This window comes from Haladaptatus caseinilyticus, assembly GCF_026248685.1.
In the GTDB taxonomy this organism is placed as follows: Archaea; Halobacteriota; Halobacteria; order Halobacteriales; family Haladaptataceae; genus Haladaptatus; species Haladaptatus caseinilyticus.
Map to the genome: position 1 here is coordinate 217,961 of NZ_CP111041.1, position 20,814 is coordinate 238,774.

18 protein-coding genes are annotated in these 20,814 nt (G+C 48.4%); 12 read left to right on the top strand and 6 right to left on the bottom strand.

Annotated features, from left to right (window positions below):
* Positions 1-91 precede the first annotated feature (91 nt).
* Complete coding sequence (locus OOF89_RS21105) at positions 92-1,273, bottom strand: M24 family metallopeptidase (RefSeq protein WP_266082677.1); 1,182 nt, start codon at positions 1,271-1,273, stop codon at positions 92-94.
* Positions 1,274-1,449: 176 nt separating this feature from the next.
* Between OOF89_RS21105 and OOF89_RS21110 the strand changes: the two genes are divergently transcribed.
* The 4 genes from OOF89_RS21110 to OOF89_RS21125 are packed head-to-tail and all read left to right on the top strand — an operon-like array spanning position 1,450 to position 5,445.
* On the top strand, positions 1,450-2,529 hold the full coding sequence (locus OOF89_RS21110; RefSeq protein ID WP_266082679.1) for an ABC transporter substrate-binding protein: 1,080 nt from the start codon (positions 1,450-1,452) through the stop codon (positions 2,527-2,529).
* Between the two features lie 2 nt (positions 2,530-2,531).
* Entirely contained in the window at positions 2,532-3,635 is a 1,104-nt protein-coding gene (locus OOF89_RS21115) for an ABC transporter ATP-binding protein (protein ID WP_266082681.1), read from the top strand.
* Positions 3,632-4,573: an ABC transporter permease gene (locus tag OOF89_RS21120; protein ID WP_266082682.1), complete on the top strand. Its 942-nt coding sequence runs from the start codon at positions 3,632-3,634 to the stop codon at positions 4,571-4,573. The genes OOF89_RS21115 and OOF89_RS21120 overlap by 4 nt, the downstream gene beginning before the upstream one ends.
* Positions 4,570-5,445 (top strand): ABC transporter permease, encoded by an 876-nt coding sequence (locus OOF89_RS21125; RefSeq protein WP_266082685.1) that lies wholly within the window; start codon positions 4,570-4,572, stop codon positions 5,443-5,445. The genes OOF89_RS21120 and OOF89_RS21125 overlap by 4 nt, the downstream gene beginning before the upstream one ends.
* 237 nt (positions 5,446-5,682) lie before the next feature.
* On the opposite strand, the gene OOF89_RS21130 is transcribed toward OOF89_RS21125, so the two are convergent.
* The gene (locus tag OOF89_RS21130; RefSeq protein ID WP_266082687.1) at positions 5,683-6,441 is read right to left on the bottom strand and encodes an IclR family transcriptional regulator; all 759 of its coding nucleotides are present in this window, start codon (positions 6,439-6,441) and stop codon (positions 5,683-5,685) included.
* Between the two features lie 402 nt (positions 6,442-6,843).
* Between OOF89_RS21130 and OOF89_RS21135 the strand changes: the two genes are divergently transcribed.
* The 7 genes from OOF89_RS21135 to OOF89_RS21165 all read left to right on the top strand — a co-directional run bounded on the left by OOF89_RS21135 (position 6,844) and on the right by OOF89_RS21165 (position 11,949).
* Positions 6,844-8,007, top strand: coding sequence for a YkvI family membrane protein (locus OOF89_RS21135; RefSeq protein ID WP_266082689.1), 1,164 nt, complete (start codon positions 6,844-6,846; stop codon positions 8,005-8,007).
* Positions 8,008-8,117: 110 nt separating this feature from the next.
* The gene (locus OOF89_RS21140; RefSeq protein ID WP_266082691.1) at positions 8,118-8,723 is read left to right on the top strand and encodes a maleate cis-trans isomerase family protein; all 606 of its coding nucleotides are present in this window, start codon (positions 8,118-8,120) and stop codon (positions 8,721-8,723) included.
* Between the two features lie 379 nt (positions 8,724-9,102).
* Positions 9,103-9,882, top strand: a complete 780-nt coding sequence (locus OOF89_RS21145; RefSeq protein ID WP_266082693.1) for a lamin tail domain-containing protein — start codon at positions 9,103-9,105, stop codon at positions 9,880-9,882.
* A 700-nt stretch (positions 9,883-10,582) separates the two neighbouring features.
* Positions 10,583-10,894 (top strand): PadR family transcriptional regulator, encoded by a 312-nt coding sequence (locus OOF89_RS21150; RefSeq protein WP_266082695.1) that lies wholly within the window; start codon positions 10,583-10,585, stop codon positions 10,892-10,894.
* A 65-nt stretch (positions 10,895-10,959) separates the two neighbouring features.
* Positions 10,960-11,103, top strand: coding sequence for a hypothetical protein (locus OOF89_RS21155; RefSeq protein ID WP_266082696.1), 144 nt, complete (start codon positions 10,960-10,962; stop codon positions 11,101-11,103).
* Positions 11,104-11,202: 99 nt separating this feature from the next.
* Positions 11,203-11,496 carry a hypothetical protein gene (locus tag OOF89_RS21160; RefSeq protein ID WP_266082698.1) on the top strand — a complete coding sequence of 98 codons (294 nt, stop codon included), beginning with the start codon at positions 11,203-11,205 and terminating at the stop codon, positions 11,494-11,496.
* A 72-nt stretch (positions 11,497-11,568) separates the two neighbouring features.
* Positions 11,569-11,949 carry a hypothetical protein gene (locus OOF89_RS21165; protein ID WP_266082699.1) on the top strand — a complete coding sequence of 127 codons (381 nt, stop codon included), beginning with the start codon at positions 11,569-11,571 and terminating at the stop codon, positions 11,947-11,949.
* A gap of 256 nt (positions 11,950-12,205) precedes the next feature.
* Here the strand turns inward: OOF89_RS21165 and OOF89_RS21170 are convergent, their stop codons facing one another.
* From OOF89_RS21170 to OOF89_RS21185, 4 genes are all read right to left on the bottom strand, one after another.
* Positions 12,206-14,176, bottom strand: coding sequence for a hydantoinase B/oxoprolinase family protein (locus OOF89_RS21170; RefSeq protein WP_266082701.1), 1,971 nt, complete (start codon positions 14,174-14,176; stop codon positions 12,206-12,208).
* A gap of 2 nt (positions 14,177-14,178) precedes the next feature.
* Complete coding sequence (locus tag OOF89_RS21175; RefSeq protein WP_266082703.1) at positions 14,179-16,203, bottom strand: hydantoinase/oxoprolinase family protein; 2,025 nt, start codon at positions 16,201-16,203, stop codon at positions 14,179-14,181.
* A gap of 216 nt (positions 16,204-16,419) precedes the next feature.
* A complete protein-coding gene (locus tag OOF89_RS21180) occupies positions 16,420-17,715 on the bottom strand; it encodes an arylsulfotransferase family protein (protein ID WP_266082705.1) in 1,296 nt (431 codons plus the stop codon).
* 819 nt (positions 17,716-18,534) lie between these two features.
* Positions 18,535-19,392 (bottom strand): NAD(P)-dependent oxidoreductase, encoded by an 858-nt coding sequence (locus OOF89_RS21185; protein WP_266082707.1) that lies wholly within the window; start codon positions 19,390-19,392, stop codon positions 18,535-18,537.
* A 488-nt stretch (positions 19,393-19,880) separates the two neighbouring features.
* On the opposite strand from OOF89_RS21185, the gene OOF89_RS21190 reads away from it, so the two are divergent.
* Positions 19,881-20,684, top strand: a complete 804-nt coding sequence (locus OOF89_RS21190) for an alpha/beta fold hydrolase (RefSeq protein ID WP_266082709.1) — start codon at positions 19,881-19,883, stop codon at positions 20,682-20,684.
* Positions 20,685-20,814: the final 130 nt, after the last annotated feature.

The following is a 20,814-nucleotide window of genomic DNA, read 5'->3' on the forward strand; positions in this document are numbered from 1 at the left end:
TTGACGACAACACTTGTGGAATTTGCTGAGGTAATTCCTCGAAGCGGGTCGTCAGTCATCGACGAATCGGGGTCTCGGGTTCGGGATTTGTTCACGCATTGGTTATCGTCACACTGTCGATATCGCGTGGATAATAGGTGAGAGTCTCGACACCATCGTCCGTCACGACGACCGTATCAGAGTGGCGGAATCCGCCCACTCCGTCGATGTAGAAGCCAGGCTCGACAGTATACAATTCACCAACTCGAATTTCACCATCGTAGTCGACATCAAGGAAGGGACGTTCGTGTCCCTCCATTCCGATATTGTGTCCGATATGATGCTGCGTCTTATTTGCAACACCCTGTTCTTCGTAGTAGCTCACCACAGCGTCCTCTACGGCAGCATACTCGACACCAGGTTCGATAGTGTCGATCGCAATTTCCTGTGATTCGCTCATTATCTCATAATAGTCTCGCTGTTCGTCACTCGGTTCCCCAACGAACAATGTTCGTTCGAGTTCAGTCGTGTACCCCCCGACGTGTGGTTTGACGATAGTGACGATGTTATCACCATCTTCGATTGGGGTTGTTTGGTTGACGCTATGTGGTTGGCTCGTTATATCACCCGTAGTGAATTTGCATTGCATTGGACTCTGCCAATTCATCATCTCGTATCGACTCCCGAGTGTATCGAGCATCAGTTTCGTCCCTTCCGCCTCGACTTCCGAACTGACGACGACTGGACGACGTCCGACCTCGATTTTATCCTGTAAAAGACGGTGACCGAGATTTGCCCAGACACTCGCTTCCCTGATGAGCTCAATCTCGTTTTCGCTCTTTACTTCTCTCATTTCAGTAATATATCCCTCGACACCTACATCCGAATCAACGAGTTCGGAGAGCGTTGGACCAATGTAGCCGTTCCGTCCGGGACTGCCGTCGCTATCCACAGCAATCGTACCGTTCGCAATATCCAACGACTCACACATTTCGGCAACCTTCTCCATCGGTTTGCCCTGTGGATACTCGAAGTAAACAGTAACCTGGTCGATACCGAAATCAGAACGTTCGGCGTGTTCTTTTTCCAATCGAGGAACGACTATTTCGGTTCCGTTTTCTGAGATACCCAACGCACAGGGTCGTTCGGTGGGTAAGTGATACATCCCACTGATATAGTGAATGTTGAGCGCTGTGAATAGCACAACGCCATCGTATCCGTCTGCATTAGCACACTCGAGAAGGTTTGCTTGCCGTTCGTCATATTCATCCGTAGGAATGTGAAGTGTTTGCATCCCTCATATAGGTATAGAGGATGGGTAATGAAATTTCCGCCGAGGACAGACTTTCTTTTATTTCTATTATAAATAATTATATGATATACGAATCGTTGCGTTTGATCTGAGTAAATTAGGAGATCCGTTCCCCATCCGTTGGATTTATATGTATTAGTATGGATTGTGCCCTTGGTATGGATGAACAAAGCATACTCCGGCGTGAATATCTACGAAGAGCCGGTGCATTCGGTGCTACCGTCGGTGGAGCAGGATTAGCGGGCTGTCTTGGTGGTGGTGGGAATGGTGGCAAACCCAACGCCCTTCGGTTAGGTACGTGGGGTGGAACATGGCAAGACCTAATGATCAAAGCAGTGGTCAAACCTTACAAAAAGGAAACCGGAATCAACGCTGAGTATGTGCTTGGGGATAATACAGACCGTCTGAATAAGATCATTGCCCAAAAAAAGAAACCCCCTGTCGACGTTTCCCAACAGGACGGGTCGGGTCTCGTTCGCGGGTCAAATGCAGGTCTTTGGAAGAAGTTGAACCCGGAACTCGTTCCAATGCTGGATAAAATCCCGGATAATTTCAAAAGCGATGACTGGGTAATGCAGATTTTCGCTGCAAGTGGTCTCCTATATAATCAAAAGAAGATAGATTCAAAACCGACATCTTGGAACGCGTATCTTGACCCGAAATACAAAGGGAAAGTAGGGTTATTTACGGAAGATCCCACTCACGACTTGCTTGCGTTTTCATTGGCGAAGACACAGGGAAAATCATTCAAAGAGATCGACAAAGCGTTCGAAATGTATGAAAAAGTTGTCAAGGACATGAACCCTGAGTTTATTACGTCAAGCGAAGAGTACGGCAAACTATTTGCCCAAGAAAAGATCGTGCTTGGCCGCTACTGGTCAGCACGAGCAGCACAATGGCAAAGCGAGGGCAAGCCAGTCACCAGTTTGATCCCGAAAAGCGGTGCGATGACCACTAATTTCGGAAATGCAATTCCGAAAAACATTCCGGATAACAAGGTAGAGTGGGCAGGGAAGTTTATAGATTATACACTTCGTAAACAGGCCGCGAAGATCGTCGCGGAGGAGATGTACTATACGAATCCGAATCCGAATATGGAGTATTCGAGTTCTATTGCGGATAAACTCGTGAAATCAGAGGATCTCGAGAAATTGAACGTGCCTGATCTCGATTGGATTGCGAAAAACCGCTCTAGTTGGCGGGAGCGCGCGAATAATATCATCAATAAACACGGATAAGCATGAATCAATCAGTTGTCAACCTGTCTGGCGTCACGAAACGTTTCCGCGAAGTGACCGCGGTCAAAAATATCGATCTATCAATAAAAGATGGTGAATTATTGACCTTACTTGGGCCATCTGGGTGTGGGAAGACGACGACGCTTCGGATGATCGCTGGGTTCGAGACTGCTTCCGAAGGCAGTATCGAGATCGATGGTCAAACAGTGACCGGAACGGCGCCGTATAATCGTGATACGGGAATGGTGTTTCAGCAGTATGCGCTCTTTCCACATATGACCGTCTCAGATAACGTCGCATTCGGTCTCGAAATGCAGGGTCGGCCACAAAGTGAGATAGACGATCGCGTCAGTGAAGTACTCCAAATGGTACGCCTTGATGGATTAGGAGGACGATATCCGAAGGAGTTGTCCGGCGGGCAACAGCAACGAGTGGCGCTCGCTCGAGCACTCGTCATTGAACCGTCCGTCCTCTTGCTCGACGAACCTCTGTCGAACCTCGACAAAAAGCTGCGAGAAGAGATGCAACTCGAGATCCTCCGATTACATCGCGAACTGGATGTATCAATGGTGTATGTTACGCACAACCAGGAGGAAGCACTAACCATCTCAGACAGAATGGTGGTGATGAACGACGGGGAGATCCATCAAATCGGGACTCCGGAAGAAGTTTATCAGTCACCAAACGATGAATTCGTCGCCGATTTCATCGGCAATGCGAATCTTATCGATGGCACAGTCGATGCTGTCAATTCTGATGGCTATGCAGTTTCATTGGAAACGGGAGATAGAGTGGATTTGGATCGACAGGCTAATGATAACAGCATTGAACCTGGGCAATCAGTTACGTTACTGTTTCGACCTGAGCGGTTCCATGTCGAACCCTCTGCAGATGGTGGCTCCATAGAGAACCAACTCTCCGGTACAGTTCTCGAGGCGACATATCTGGGCTCTCGGATGGAGTATTTTATAGAAGTCGGGAATGATCAGCGACTTCACGTAGCACAGCAAAACCTGCAAGGAACGCATACACATACAACAGGTGAGCGGATCAATCTCGGATTCGATCGTGAATCGCCGTTCATCATTCCACGGGGTGTCGCATGAGCGACCGATCAAATACCAGTACTCGATGGAGATTCGATACAAGACGGCTACCCATACTCCACGAACAATTCCGCTCATTCATCCAACGACACAAGGACGAGTCATATGCTGGGTATCTACTTGCCGGACCATATCTCCTGTACATGCTTTTTCTCTTCTTCATCCCAATCCTGTATGTATTCGTTGTGAGCTTCTATCACAACGACCCCATCGCGACAATGGTCCCAGGATTCACGCTCGATAATTATGCAACGTTTCTCTCTTCCGGGCTGTATCGTCGAGCACTTCTGGTCACGGTGGAGATTAGTGTCGTCTCAACAGTGTTTACCATCCTCGTCAGCTATCCGATTGCGTATTTTATCGTCTTCTCAAATTGGCGCTACTCGCAGGTACTCGTTCTCCTCGTAATCGCGCCAATGCTCGTCGGGAACGTCGTTCGAGCATTCGGATGGTTCGCGCTGATGGGCTCCAGCGGTATCATCAATCAAATACTCGGTGTGTTCGGCCTCCAGTATACGCTTTTGAATACGAAACCTGGCGTCATCATCGCCATTTCATCCGTCCTCATGCCGTTTGCAATTCTCATTCTGATGAGTGTTCTCTATACTATCGACCAGGAACTCATCGAGGCAGCGTTCAACCTTGGCGGGAACCAGTTGCAAACGTTCCTTTATGTCACGCTACCGCTTTCCCTTCCAGGTGTGATTGGAGCAACGCTTATTTCGTTCGTATTGACGATGGGTACGTTCGCAACAGCAGTGTTCATCGGGATGCCAAAGGTTCCGATGATTGCCCCGTTCATTTACGACGCTGCAACGACCAATCTGAACTGGCCGCTCGCTTCGGCGATGTCGTTCATCTTACTGGCAGTCTCGCTCGTTCTCGTCTACCTCTACACCCGAGTAACGGATATCCAAGTCGGCGGTGATGCTGCATGAGTAGCGATTTAGGCCGGTCACGGAAGTTCCGTGGAGCAAGTGTGCTCAACAAAATCGATCTCTCAAAAACCATCGGTGGCGTTTCATTGTCACAGTTGCTCTATGTGGTCTTGCTGTCTGTCGTCTTCCTTTATCTGCTCTTGCCGGTCATATTCGCAATTCTCATCAGTTTCAACCCCTCTGATCTGTACGCTTTCCCACCAGATGGGTTGACGCTAAAGTGGTATCAAGCCGTCTTCTCACGGTACTCCTGGGTCTCGTCGTTCTTGGTAAGTTTCCAATATTCGATTCTTGCAACGATCATCGGTATTCTACTCAGTTCGACCGCTGCCTATGCTATCGGTCGATTCGATTTCCGTTTCCGGAATTTACTCGATGCTGCGACGTTCCTTCCCTTGATGATTCCCCAGATTATCCTCGGTCTTGCATTGTTGCTTTTCCTGCAGCATTTCGGCCTCGTCGGGAATCTCTTCGGTCTCTCGTTGGCGCTGGCGGTGTATACAACACCGTATGCGACACGCAGCATCCTCGCAGCAATGAATAATTTCGATCGAAGCACTGAGGAAGCAGCGATGAATCTCGGGGCGGATGAGATCCAGACATTCGTTCGGATTACCTTTCCGTCCCTCTTGCCCGGTTTACTTACTGCTGCGATTTTCTCCTTCGTCGTGAGTTATTCAAACCTCCAGATTGCGGTGTTTCTGCAGGGTGCAGGTATGACTCCAATCCCAGTGCGGATCTTTGCGCAGATGCAATTTGGAGCGAGTCCAGTTATCGCGGCTGTGTCGACGATTAATATCGTCATTGTGTTACTCGCAATTCTCATCGTCGAACGCCTATTTGGTGCGGCCGAGGCGCTCGGATACTCCTGATTGACTATTCTTTCATCGTAACAGACTCTCTTGACGGTACAACTGGTATATCTCGGGTCTCATCACTAGTAATATAGACAATAACGAATACCACCGAACCTCTCGCTGACAGTACCAATTAGCAATGAGAGAGCGGCAATCACATTCCGGAACGAGAGCCAGCACATGTGCTAACGGTCACGACCAGTACATGACATGGGAAATTGTGTGAAACCTTGGATGACCACGGCGGATATTTCACAGGTTTCGCTCGACACTCTGGACTGTTTGATCAAGATGTGAAACTATATTATCGAGAGTAGATTTATTAATGCGATATTTTGGACTATCTAGGCTTATTGCTCCACAAACGCGACCATCAGGGTAGTGAACCGGTCTCGCGACAGAATATAGGCCAGTGACGACCTCTTCATCGTTAACAGCATATCCTCGCTCACGTGTTTCTTCAAGTTCTGTCAAAAGTTCATCCAGGGTGGAGATTGAATGCTCGGTTTCACGGGGGAGACCCCACTGTTCTATTATTTTCTTCACGTGGGACCTAGTAAATTCGGCAAGGATGGCCTTTCCTGACGCGGTGTTATGCATGTAAAACGTACGGCGATCACTGAGCAGTGAAGATTGAGTATCATAGAGTTCGCTATAGAGTGAAACGACTCTACCATGTTCCTCAACGCTAAAATCTGCTATCCGATCCGTTCGGTCATTAAGAGCATTTATTTCGTCTTCGGCGATCCCATAAATCTTCTTGCGGGAGATGACATACTCGCCCATCTCAAAAAATTTTAGCCCCAAGTGATAGAATTCGCCCTCTTTCACGACATATCGCGCGTCTCTAAGGGTGGTCAGATGTGCGTGAATAGTACTTTTCGAAAGCTCGAGCTCATCGGTTAATTGACGTAATCGGATACCGTCATGCGCACGGATCGTATCAATTATAGTGAAAGAAGTTTCCGTAGTGGATACCGATGAAGTGGATTTTCCGTTGTGATTTACCATGTTTGAAGATAACATGGGACATCACTAATATGTTCGCTATAATCGAACTGGTTTAAACATCCACGATCATCAACGAAGGCGTCGGTTATGATGTAGTCATGATCGTCAAAGGCTTTGTAAGCCACATACAAGTGGTCGGTTGAGTTTTGTAGAGACAAACTATCATATGAAAATTCGCAATAATGTGGTTATTTCTTGATCGAGATGTTTGGGGAAGTGTTTGTATCGTCATAGACATCTAGAAATAAATGTGCCCCCTATTTAATAGTCCGACAGAGAAAAACAAAATTCGACCATACACCATATGTTTTTCATAAAATCGGCGTAAAAACTTTAACATCAAATGATAACGAGTTGTGTTTTGTGTTTACACGACTCACGAAATCACGAATCGGACGAATCGTGGTTCCTGCAATCGTCTTCCAATCAGTAAGCATCGGCGGAGGGTTTTCAACCGGTCGAGAAGTGGTGGAGTACGTAGCACAATATGGAGCGCTCGGGATTGCTTCGATCCTTACGTATGTGACCGTCCTCTCGATTTGTGGTGCCCTTGTTTACGAATTCTCAAGACAATTTGATCTATATGACTATAAGTCGTTAATGAAGAATCTCATTTGGCACGGATGGCCTATCTTTGAGGCCATCTATGTGATTCTAGCTGTAGTCATCATCGCAGTTGTCGCCTCTGCTGGTGGCAACCTGATGAATCAGATCCTGGGCGTTCCAGTGTTTACGGCAAATGTCCTTCTTATCGGATTTATCTTCTTTGTCCTTTACTTTGGACGTGAAGCCATTGAACGATTCAGCGTTTATGGTACGACGTTTATTTATGCAGTTTACCTCACCATGTTCGGGTATGTCCTCGTCAATAACGGTGGACAAGCTCTTGAAGTTCTTCAACGTGGGAGTACAGCATATGTGGACGATCCGAATGTCACTGCTGCGATCAAGTCCGCTCTGATATACGCTGGATATTCACTTATCGGCTTTATTCCACCGCTCTTCTTGATCGATCGGATGGAGAGTCGATCAGAAGCGATTATATCGGGCGTATTGAGCGCAGTTATGCTCGCGATTCCACTCGTTCTCTCATATTTATCGATTTTAGCATACTATCCTGATGACAATGTGATGGGTGCGTCCGTGCCGTGGTTAGCGATGCTTGACACACCTGTTGTGGTAGTTCTTTACGGGCTAGCGATAGGGTGGACGTTAACTGAAACCGGGGTTGGGTTCGTCCACTCTATCACGGAGCGTATCGACGAAAATATAAAAAAGTCGGACTACCGATTTTTTGCAGCCAGAGACGGTCTTTCTCCCTTGGAACGTGGAACCATGGGTCTTTTAATCCTCCTCAGCGCGATGTTGCTCTCCCAAATCGGTATTATCAGCCTCGTCAGTGAAGTATACCCAATTTTGGCTGTTTTATTCACTACGGTACTTGTTATTCCTTTGCTCACCGTTGGGCTCTATCGCCTCTTGAATCCGTCGTGGAAACGAGAATTTTGGCCAGGACGAAGTACAGACACCCAAAGGCGAGGAGCGGACATGGAGCAAGTAGAATAATGTATGGGTGGAGAAATCGGCTCGGACTCGTCGTGACGTCGTCTGATAGAACGAGTGAGGGGGAATACTTTCGGCATACGCCAGAGGGTGTCTCCGTCCATGCTTCCCGTATGTTGCTTGAGGATGGGGTTGCTGATATGGAAACATTAGAGCGAATGTCACACGACGTCGAGCGATGCGCAAGATTGCTTGAGACGACTAACGTAGATGTAATCGCGTACTCCTGTACGACTGGTAGTCTTCTCAAGGGCGAGGGATTTGAAACGGAAATCGAACAGCGAATCGAAGACATTGCAGAGGTACCTGCGGTTGCGACTGCAGCGTCAATCAAGCGGGCATTAGACACGCTCGGTATCGAATCAATTTCAGTTGCAACACCATATATAGAGGAACTCAACGAATTGGAAGTCGACTATCTTGAGGAATCGGGATACGAAGTCGTCGATATATACGGGTTGAGCTGCCAGACTGATGAAGAAATTTGTGCGTATCACCCAGAAACGGCTTATCAACAAGCTCGAAGTATGGATCGGGAGGATGCAGAAGGAATATTCATTAGCTGTACGGGTTATCGAACCTTCGAGATCATTGAACAGTTAGAAAAGGATCTCGATAAACCTGTTGTGACGAGCAATCAGGCGACGCTATGGGATGCACTCCGGACAATTGGCGTTGATTACTCTGAGCTCGAGCTGGGATCTCTATTTCGACACTGAGAATTCCAGTGATAGTGACCATTTTTCAGACACCAATGCTAGCAGTGAGTATGCAGATAAATCGACTGACAACGGTATTCTCGTAGCGATACGTTCGTCAGAGTATTCGGTGGTGACCGCTCGGTAGGTGGGGGTTAGCTCGCCATGGGGACGAACGTCGGCACATCAGTATAGAAATTGTAAGGATATGTTCGCCTATTTATTCCATCATTCAAACAATACAAATTTACTTGTGCTATTAGATTAATTCTGTTCTGTGAAGATCGAAAACAGACGTGGAAAGATCGTTGTCGCAACAGTATCGATAGTATTGGTCTGTGGTTTAACAGCTGCAGTCGTTGTTACACCAGCTACTGCCGAAATAACCGGTAGCCAACAGGTGACGGTAACAAACGTGGTTGATGGCGATACCCTCGACGTGCAATACGAAAACGGCACGACTGATACCGTTCGATTGCTTGGCGTCGATACCCCTGAAACGTACGGTGAAAATACTCCCGATGAGTGGGAGGAGGTACCCAATACACAAGCCGGAAAGGACTGTCTCCGTACGGAAGGCGAGGGGGCAACAGCGTTCATGAAAAACAATCTTGAAGGCAAACAAGTAACGCTTAAATTTGACTCCGAGTCGGATCACCGAGGAGACTACGGTCGTCTTCTTGCCTACGTCTACTATGGTGGCGAGGACTACAACTACAAGCTTATTCAGACCGGTCAGGCTCGTGTGTACGATTCAACGTTCTCGAAAAGCAGCTCGTATTACGGTGCCGAATCGTCGGCCCAGGACGCCGAACAGAATGCGTGGAGTTGTCGGAATGCCGGAGGTAGTGGTGAATCAGTGAGTATCGCACAGATTCACGAGGATGCAGCGGGCAACGATAACAACAATCTGAACGATGAGTATGTCGTTCTCGAGAACACCGGTTCGGCGTCGATTGACGTAACCGGTTGGACCATCTCGGACGAATCAGGGAAGACATACACGTTCTCCAGTCTAACGCTCAGTCTAGGCCAAACAGTTACGATTCATACGGGAAGTGGGTCGGATACGAGCAGCGATGTTTACTGGGGCCGTTCGGGTGCGGTTTGGAACAACGACGGTGACACCGTTTCCGTTTCCGATAGTAGTGGATCACCGGTCGTCTCCAAAGCGTACTAACGTACCACTCTCTCTTTTCAAAAGCGATCATAGACAGACCGCAGGGCTCGACGACGTCGAGCCAGTGGGGAGTGACAATTTACTCATACTTTTGAGTCCGAATCCGGGGAATGCGTATATTAGGGGGTTTGCTTAGGTGCGTTCCGCTTTGAGGATCCGCGAATTTGTTCTGCGGTGAGAAAGGGCGTGTGCATATGCATTCAGTATACAAATACGGTATTCATATACAGGATCTCTAACGATGAATCCGTAACCAAATCTCGATGTCCATATCCGTATCGCATTGATGAAATGGACCTCAAATGAGCTAGGAGATGAAGTAAACGTGGCTTGAGGAAGTTGCCGGTGAGTTGGTAGAGGTTTGTGTTGGGTTCGAGGGACTTCTCCCAGTACATCCGGCAAGAGTGATGAGGGTTGCTATGAGAAATGTAAAAGCACCCGCTGCTTTCGGATACTGCGTACACGTTAAGCAATAGTAATATGTTGTTCAATCACAGCTGACGTGATTCTTGAAAAACTACGTGAGTCTATTTTTGTTAGTCACCGTTTGGTGAGGGTTGAGACTCCTAGTATTCAACAGTAATTAAGCCCATTATCGAAGAATACAATCTCCTTACTACATTATTTTGAACATTTAGAATGTAGAATAGCCAACGAATAGTTATCACAGAGGCTCTCGAAGAACTTGAGAAGGTCAATAATGAGCGCTGAACCAGCATTCACCGATGTTCCGAGTTTTCGATGTGATTTACTCGCCGTCGTCGCTCGTGAAGAGCCAGTAAACGGGCTTGTTGCGAAGCGGGCTCTTGAAACAGCCTACGAGGACACGATTAACAACGGCCGACTCTATCGCCATCTCGACGCGCTCGTTGAAGCTCAGTACCTACAGAAAAGAAAGTTGGATCGCCGAACAAACGAATATTCTGTCACAGATTCGGGCCGAGAAGCGCTTGCAGACCAGATTTCGTGGCTTGAATCGTGTCTCACTGATGGGAATAGCGTCTCCGAATAACCATAGCTAATCACAGTTAGGTCGATAAAGATGGGTTGAGTATTGAATCGTGTCTTGGCATGCTGATGAGCAAGCAGATTACGTTCGTTGATCACACGAGTGCGGTACTGGCAAGTGAGTACGATATTGGCTATATCTTTGCCTTCGATCGGGATTTCACGACATTTGGGCAGACTCGGGTTCCTGCGAATATTCACTTCCCGGAGTGAGCCGTGGCTACAGTAGTAGTGAACAGACGGAATAACAGTTAATAATCTGTTAAAAATCAGTAGAAAGTATTTCTATCGCATAGCGTGTCATCCTCACTAATGACGAACTTCGAATACGGATCACCGCGTATCCCACTTGGCCTGCTGGTCGGGGCCTGGGCCATTTGGTCGCTGTATGCAATTTGGACGAGTGGGATCAATTGGCAGAGTAGTGGGGCTATCGCAACTGTTGGAGGATTCACAGCAGTCAGTCTCGGCTGTCTTGTGTGGGCGATTGGGGCAGTTACCGGTGATTCGTTGGAGCGACCGACTGTGTATCGGCGGCTCATGCAGCTCTTTGGGGCTCTTGGAATCGTGTTTCTTGGTGGAATTGCTTTTTCAGTGATGTTTTGAATCAGCCGGTGGATTCAGGTTGTTCTCATCACTCTAGGAATGGATTTACTTGTAGGGAGTAATACAAGATCTATGGTTACTACAGAACTCTCTTCAAGGTCGTCGTTCGAGCGGTATCTTCACTCTGGACGATGGTGGCTCGTGATACTCGCAATTCCAGTGTTTTTTGCTCTTTGGCTTACTGTAACGATCATCACGATGAGTATCACCAGATTTGTCCCGCTCAACGTCTCAGGGTATTTGACGACGTATCTTGGTGGAGGAATCATCCTCATGAGTTACGCAGCTGCACTGCTCTCCCTGCCTGCTGTGTATTCTGACCGGCAGTATGTCCGTAATCACTCTGTGTGGAAGCCAACCATACTCTATTATCTCATGGTCATTCCGCTGCTCAATGTTCCGATTGCATGCCTCTATCTATTCTTTCGGCATCGGCATATCGGAATTCCGTGATAGCTTTAGTATGTGCTCTGACCGAGAACGAAAGTGAGTGCGCGAGCAGGGACGATTTGTGGAAAAAGCGAGTGACGACGATCTTCTTCGAATGATTCGTGAATCCGAGTTCCCAGCGGTGACGGCTTGATGGGGCGCGGATACAGTTGGGATGAAGCAGCGGCCAGTACATCAGCGGCCCAAAGTACTTCCTGAACAGTGAAAGTTGAGTTCGCAGATAGTTATCTGATAGTAGTGGGTAATCAAAAACTAGGAGTTACGACCACTCGCTAACAGCGCGTTCACTTAGCATCTCTCGGAAATCCTCGGTAGTCCGCTTTAGTAATTCCCCACTTGACCAATCGAGGATGACACCGTAGCGTCGGATGAGATCGAGTGTATCAAGTTCGCCCTCATTGTAGCGTTTAGCAACTATCTCGGGGTCCTCACGCAACCACTCTCTCCGGTTTTCACGGATATAGTCGCGTTTTTGTTCCGTTGCTTCTTGGTTGATCTCGTACTCACATCGATCTGGGTCTATTTCCTCAATGACTACACCATAGTCCTTGGCTGCACGCTCAATAGACACGTAGTCATCCTCAACATCCACTAACACATCCTGAGGACTTCGGTCAAGGGGGTCGCCAAATCCACCCCCGCCAGAGGAGGGACGAACAAATTCGTTATCCTCCTGGATGGGTATACTTGAGAAGACCGTGCCCATATCTTCGGATTCCCCATCTTTTGTGAGGGTAACACCGTGAGGGATTCCTGGAAGGCCACCGTTGATTCCCCAGGTGATCGACCGGGCACGATCAGAGCAGTACGAGATGACACTATTGTCACATTCCAATATTTGGCCACCTTTTCTAACACCAAACCCACCACGATATTCCCCTGGGCCAGCAGAATCAGTAACGATGGAATGTTCACTCGTCAAAAGTGGTGTGTCCCGCTCTTGACCCTCTAAGGATTGGACAGCAAGGCCAGCACCAAACACTGGCGCTGTAGCGGTAGCGCCATCTTTGCCGTCACGGCCTCCCCACCCACCAGCCATCCAATCGTACCAAGCGAACTCTTTGCCGTCTCTACCTGGCCGCTGATCTTGACCACCGGCAAGTAGATACTCGAGGTTGAATGCACAAGCCATAGCGCGCTCCGGCAAGACCTCCGACCATAGCTCAAAGATCGCATTCATTACTTTCTCATATGCACCGGCAACTGATCCTGTGACTGGAATGGGTTCTGGAGCATTTACTACTGTTCCTTCCGGGAGTTCAGCACTGACAACTCGATACATCCCCGAGTTCAGTGGCACGTCTGGGAAAAACATCTTCGTCCCTGCGATGACTGCCGAAAAGGAAGTTCCAAATGTCGAATTCAGGAAGTTACCAACGTACTCGTCCGACCCCGAAAGATCATAATGAACTTCGTCTCCATCGATGGTCATTTCGACGTCAACAGTGACGAATCCCTCTTCCTTGTTGGGGTCGGCATCAATGTAGTCTTGAGTGTGCCAAGTGCCATCGGGCAAGTCATGAATCTGCTTGCGCATCATTCTCTCAACGTAGTCTTTCGACTCATCGAACGCGGTCATCACCGTATCGGCACCATACTTCTCAACAAGCTCGAGGAGACGTTCTTCAGCAATCCGTGTCGCTTCGGCTTGTGCCCGCATATCGCCCATTCGATCCTCTGAGAGACGCATATTGGTCGTCAAAAGGTTCGCGACATCGTCTCGGAATTCGCCACGGTCCCAGATTTTCAGCGGTGGAATGCGCAGCCCTTCAGCAAAATGGTCGTTTGCACTAATGTTGAACGAACCGGGAGCTGGACCACCAACATCAGCCCAGTGACCATTCGATTGGGTAACGGCGATGAGTTCACCATCGTGGAACACAGGACGCATAATGCGAACGTCATTGATATGAGTCCCACCAAGATACGGATCGTTGACGATGTAGACGTCGCCGGGATTGATGTCTCCCTCAAAGTATTCGAGGGTTTCCTTGCAGGTGTAGTGGAGGGTGCCAACGTGGACGGCGATGTCTTGTGAACCCTGCATCACTGTATTGCCTTCTGCATCGTTCAAGCAGTTGCTGAAGTCACGATTGTAAATTACGAACGAGTAGCAGGTTCGCTGTATCTGTTCGGCCATTCTATCAACGAGGTTCGTGAACGAACTTCGGAGTACCTCGAACGTGACTGGATCGAGGTCGATTTCCTGCTGTGGTTGTGTATCTGACATGGTTAGACGGTGATGATGATGTTTCCAGTTTCGTCGACTTCGGCTGCCATCTGAGGTGGAATCACGACAGTTGAGTCCATCTGTTCGACAATCGCGGGACCGTCGAAGGTAGCACCTGAACCAAGTGCTGTACGGTCATAGACGGCCGTGTCTACATACTCCCCAACTTCTGTGAAGTACGCTTCACGAGTGCCCTGGCGGGCGTTAGTAGAATCATCTCGATCGATCTCTGGGAACGAAGGTTTTTCAACTACCCCTTTGCCGGTGACGTGGAGGCCATATATCTCGACGGATTGATCTTCATCAGAGTAGGCGTAGGTCTGTTCGTGCTGACGATGGAACCGCTCTCTGATGGATTCAATACTATCGATTGGCCGTGAGCAGGTCACTTCCAACGAGCGCCATTGACCGACATACCGCATCTTTATCTCGTGTTCCATTCGCATTTGCTCATCGTCGATACCCTCCTTTGCAAGGCGGTCGTGAATCTCATTCTCCATTTTTGCAAAGGCATCCCCAATATCATCTACGACGTCCCCTGACGCGTCGGCGATGAACGTCTGTGAGAGGTCATGTTCAACATCGACTAGTAGACAGCCGAGTGCCGAATTGATCCCCGGATAGGGAGGGACAATGACCTTTGGAATGCTCATTTCTTTCGCTACGTGGGCAGCATGCATTGGACCAGCACCACCGAAGGCAACCAATGCGAAATCCCGTGGATCATATCCTTTGCTCGTCGAAACCAGACGAACAGCATTACACATATTAGCGACCGCGATCCGCTCAATAGAGGAAGCAGCCTCGGTGAGATCAAGCCCTAACGGATCAGCGATGTCGCGTTCAATAACCTCACGAGCGGGGTCGGCAGTGGCATCCATATCGCCACCAAGGAATTTGTCAGGATCGACCCAGCCGAGAACGACATTGGCATCGGTCGTTGTGGGCTTGTCCCCACCTCGGAGATAACAGGCAGGACCAGGATCCGCTCCTTGACTCTTCGGTCCAACGCGTAAGGATCCACCGTCGTCAATCCAGGCGATTGAGCCACCACCCGCGCCGATAGTTTCGATGTCTGTCGACGGGAACATGATTGGATAGCCATATTCGACAGACCATTCATCAGTCATCTCAATGTTGCCTTGAAAAGTGAGCGAGACGTCGGCGCTGGTTCCACCCATGTCAAAGCCGATCGCGTTCCCGAATCCACATTGTTCGGCGATGTACTGACTCGCAATTGCGCCTGCAGTAGGCCCTGAATTAGCGATACGAGCAGCATAGTAGGCGATAGCTTCTGTTGTCATTACACCACCGCCAGAGTGCATGGCGAGGACGTCACCGTCGTAATTTCGCTCGCTGAGTTGTGTTGAGAGATCGATTAAGTACTCACGGACGACTGGAACCAACGCTGCATTGATGATCGTTGTACTGGTTCGCTCGTGTTCGAACATCTCCGGAAGAATTTCATGGGAAGTACAGACGAACGCACTGGGATATTCCTGGTCGACGATCTCAGCGACTCGTTGTTCGTGTTCGCCATTGACGTAGGCGTTGATCAACGATACAGCGATAGTATCGATACCACGTTTCTTGAAGATACGAGTTGCCTCGCGAACTGTTTCCTCATCAAGTGGCGTAACGACGTTCCCGTCTGTATCGATGCGTTCGGAAACCTCAAGTCGGTCACGTCGCTGAACATATGGATCTGCGACATCTTCATATGCATCCCACAGCTCGTCTTTCGTCGCATCTCGAATCTCATGCACATCACGGAACCCTTCAGTCGTGATCAACCCGATCCGAGGGAGTTCCCGTTCGATGAGAGCATTGGTACCGACCGTTGAACCATGCGAGAAAAATTCCAATTCACCGATACCCGTTTCAACTTTTGTCAGGCCATCAATGACGCCTTCTGCCGGATTTGTCGGTGTTGATGGGGTCTTCGCTATTTCAATTTCTCCAGTTTTGTCGTCAAAGATGATAACATCTGTGAACGTACCACCAATATCGACTCCAGATCGTATCATTGGTTCATCGAGAATAATTACATCAGATCTATATTTAGAATTTTGTTGTTTGTACATTACAAAACGGAGGATGGAATAAGCCCCATGTTGTCAGATGGCACGGAAGTAAAATCTCGATATACTACTCCTCCCTTTCGCTGTGACCTCTCGGTGGGTTGCAGATACAGTTGGATAGAACGGCGGCCAGTCCATCTACAACTTGAGGACTTTCAATTATCAATGACGTAGATATTGAACACCACCAATAAAAATCAAGATAAGTGAGATCAGTGACAAAGCTAACTGAGGAACACCGAACCAAAACGGTGTCGCTGGGACAATCGCTCGAAGGAGAACGAGGATCGACGAGAGGATCGGGATGTCATTCCCTGGCGTAACGATTGATGACGTATCTGAACTGTATTGCGGTCCACCGACTGCTTCGCCCACCGGGAGTCGGTCCGCTTCATACGGGATCCGTGGTGTTCTTGTACTCCATACGACTTTGCCTTTAGAATTCACCTCGACGATCCGTCTGTTTAGCGTATCGGTGATGAGCGTATTTCCATTTGGCAGTCGATCAGCGTCACGTGGCCAATTAAATTCGACGCCACTAGCACTTCCTACCGTCCAAACAGGGCGCCATTCCCCACTCTCTGTGCGATGAAGTTCAACAATTCGGTCATTGTCACTATCGGCAACGAGTACAGCACCGTTTCCTATCCACTGTGGATTGTGTTGATGATTAAGCACAGAGGGATCTCCACAGCGAACGTCGCCATCATTGTCATAATCTGCTAACTGGCCCGATCGTTCACAGCTTTCATCAGAGCTCGTTGGAGTATCCTTGTTGATTACCTCGACAACACCTTTGCCTCGTTGAATGACCAATAATTGGTTTGTGTTCCGTACCGAAATCAGATATCGACCATCACCAATGACGTCGACATCGTTGATGTGCAGCCAGTCCGACTTTGTTGGATCACTTGGCGCGTCGTAGAATGAACGCCCATTCCATTGCCACGTGACTGCTCCATTTTTCACCGTAAAGATGCGCTCGTGTTCCATATCGGTCATCAGATATTCCCCTGACGGGAGGATCTCGACATCGTGGACTTCACTATCCTTTTTATCACGAACTGGGAAACTATATTCCGAGATGACATGGGGGGAAGATGTAGGATCAATCACACGAAATCCTGAGCGTGAACATGGAGACCCATACGGGGCACATTTCTGATAACCCCCATCCATAAATCCTGCCAATACCGTTCCATTGCTTGTCTTCGTCACGTCGAAATAGCTACCTGCACTGGCTTCGCGCCATGTCATATTCCGCCCAGTCAAAAGATACACACTTCCATACTCGTGCCAACCAGCCCCGCCACCTTGTGATCCCACCAAAGTTCGGCGGCTATCGCTATCACCTACGGAACCAATCTGTGGCGCAAGGGCCCCACTGACTACGACAGTTAATACGAAAAGGATGACACCGATTGCGACGAGCCAGGTACCTTGACGGCGGTGATTCATTATATTTCCTACTCTGAGATGTCGCAAAGGGCTTGTGGTCCCTAAATAGGAGATATAAACTCTACAGGCAATAAGCTGATACCGAGCGATCATGACGAAGACCATCGAGAGCGTATTAGTTGGGAGAGTGATTCCTCAAACCAACAGCGTAATCAGGCCGTCTATCGGGTAAGTAAGCGGATTACCGAGGAATTCCCGAAGGACATTGCTGTGTTTGCGGAGCATCGCCCTGTCAATTTAGACAGTTCTGGAAAGATAGTTGGGATACAAGGGCGAAAACTGGGAAGAACGACCCGATAGCGGAAACAAATAAGTTCAAGATTAATGCTTGCTTTTCAGTAGTTGGTTACTATGACTGCTCACTATGACTACAAAATGGTCAAACGTCGACCAAATGGTTCGGAATGGCAACCGATTGACGAGCGACTGAAGCACATCTTAACCATCTTGCACGGGATGGATGGGAACTCGATCAAGCAGCAATCAATTGGGGCGGCAGTACTGATCTGTTTTTGCGCTGTCCACGGTAACACCGTTTTAACTCTGCCAGTATACTCGTCAACTGCAATCAGTATGCAGAAGAAATGTTGACAATTGCCTTTGAATAATTCGCAAATCCAAGTTTCAGCGATGACCGCTCTGTGGGTCGCAGATACGGTTGCAATGAAACGGCCGTCCATTTCTGTGCGTCTTAAACTAATACATGATAATAAACGTGAATTTTTACAGACCAAAGGAGTTACCGTCTGGTTCTTTGTTTATACATTGAACGTACTAATAGTAACCCTAGGGCTTGAATTACACGGATAAAAGCGTTTATTATCTTGAATTATTGAGTAGTTGCCAGTATTTGATCAAACTTGCCGCATGACCTTTGTTCTCATCAGTCTGGCGCATAGTTGCCTTGTACGCCTCATGGACAACATTGTTGATTGGGAGCGCCGTCCCATTTCTGTGGGCAACATCGCGGGCATAGCCGATATCCTTATTCCAGATTGAGAAGCCACCCATGCCTTCGATATCTTGGCTGAAGTCGCCGGTAAAATATTGTTCCCAAATGTCCATCCCAAAAAAGTCATTAAATAGCTTGGGATCTACCCCATTGTCGCGTGCATACTCGACTATTTCCGCATCAAGGGCATTCTGACCAGCATAGCGCATTTGCAATCCGAGTTTGAATATGGTTCCCTTGCCAATTTCACCGACACGGATATGATCATGACAAATCACATCGAGGATGTCAACTGCCTCTTTATAGTTTTCATTAGTTCCGCCAATCATCATCTGATATCCTCTACGGGGTGCTGCACCCGTGATTGGGGCTTCGATGAATCTAGCACCGCGGTCAGCACACCGCTTTTCATACTTAATCGAGATTTCTGGGTGTGTTGTCGTCACATCGATTACTAATTTATCGTCATCTAATACTTCGAGCAAACCGCTTTCGCTCTCCATCGTCTCTTCAACCTCCGACGAGCCAGGAACTGCGATTAGTATGACGTCAGCAACCTCTCCGACTTCATTTGGTGAAGTGACAGCTGTTGCTCCGCGATCGAGAGCATACTTAACCTGTTCGTTGTCCACATCAAACACCGTTAGCGAGTATCCCGCGCCGCATAGTCGTTCAACGAACAGTTTACCAATGTAACCGACACCGATAAGTCCAATATCACTCATAGGATAAGTTGAATTGCTACCTGATTACTGATAAACATTGACTAAGGAATGTCTATCATTGCCGCTTTGACAAGCAAACTATCCATACAAGCACCCAGGCAATTTATGTGAAAATGTTTAGTGCGTAAATGTACGCAAAGTTATCGAATCGTTCGAATTCTATATGACAAGCGAGATCGCGGACGAACTTGGGTGTTCGCGGCGATCGGCGTATAACGTCTTCAGCCATCCTCATGAGAAGATCAATGTCGTCAAATGTTCCTTCAGAAGGGATAGCCTGTATTCGATTGACATCAGTGAACAGCTCGATATCGGAGTACTGCGGGATGTTACTTGTCATCCTTTCAGACATCGATGAAAAAGCGGAGCAAACTCGAAAATTGTGAAATTACTCTAACATACAATTTAGGAAGAGATAAAGCAGTCAATTAGTCTGAAATACTTCCAAATTGTATATATGCACATCAGTTGACCAGCCATTGGTCAGCATGACCCGAATCGAAGTTGAGGACGGGGTGGAATTGTTCGTTCAGGACTGGGGATCGGGTACACCAATCGTGTTCGTTCATGGGTGGCCGCTGAGCCACCGGATGTTCGAATATCAGTACATTCAGCTCCCCAGGGAAGATATCCGATGTATCGGTATCGACCTTCGTGGCTACGGGCAGTCAAGTAAACCGTGGAGTGAGTATGACTTCGACATGTTCGCTGACGATTTGAAGGCGGTTCTCGACGAACTCGATGTCGAGGATGTAACTCTCACAGGCTTTTCGATGGGCGGCGGGGTCGTCACCCGATATATGAGCCGCCATAACGAAGACCACGTGGCAAAATTGGCGCTACTTGGTGCTGCGAGTCCCGTGTTAGCCAAAAAACCGGACTTTCCGGAAGGCGTCGATGGAGCCGCATTTACGGGACTTGCCGAGGGATGCTATGAGGATCGGGCGGAGGTCAGTAGTGACTTCGGCGACTCGATGTTTCATTCTGCACCAAGTCCCGGGTTGAAAGATTGGCTCCAGAATATGAGTATGGAATCGTCGCCACAGGCCATGGCCGATTCGATCGAAGCGGTCGGCGAGATGGATCTTCGGTCCGATCTCGCGGACATCTCTGTTCCGACACTCATCTGTCACGGTGTGCACGACGAAGCCTGTCCTTTCGAGCTGACGGCAGAGAAGCTCCACGACGGAATCGAAGACACTGAGCTCGTTCGCTTCGAGGAGAGTGGTCACGCGCTCTTCTACGAGGAAAATGAGAAGCTCAACCAAGAATTGACTAAATTCAGCAAATAGACAAGGGTTGCGTCGAAATAATCATTGTCGTATTTTATCGCCTAGACCAATATTTTTGCACACATCTCTTGGAACCTAAGTTTATTAGGTAACTGAAACACAAATCATATATGTGGATTCCGAGACCTGT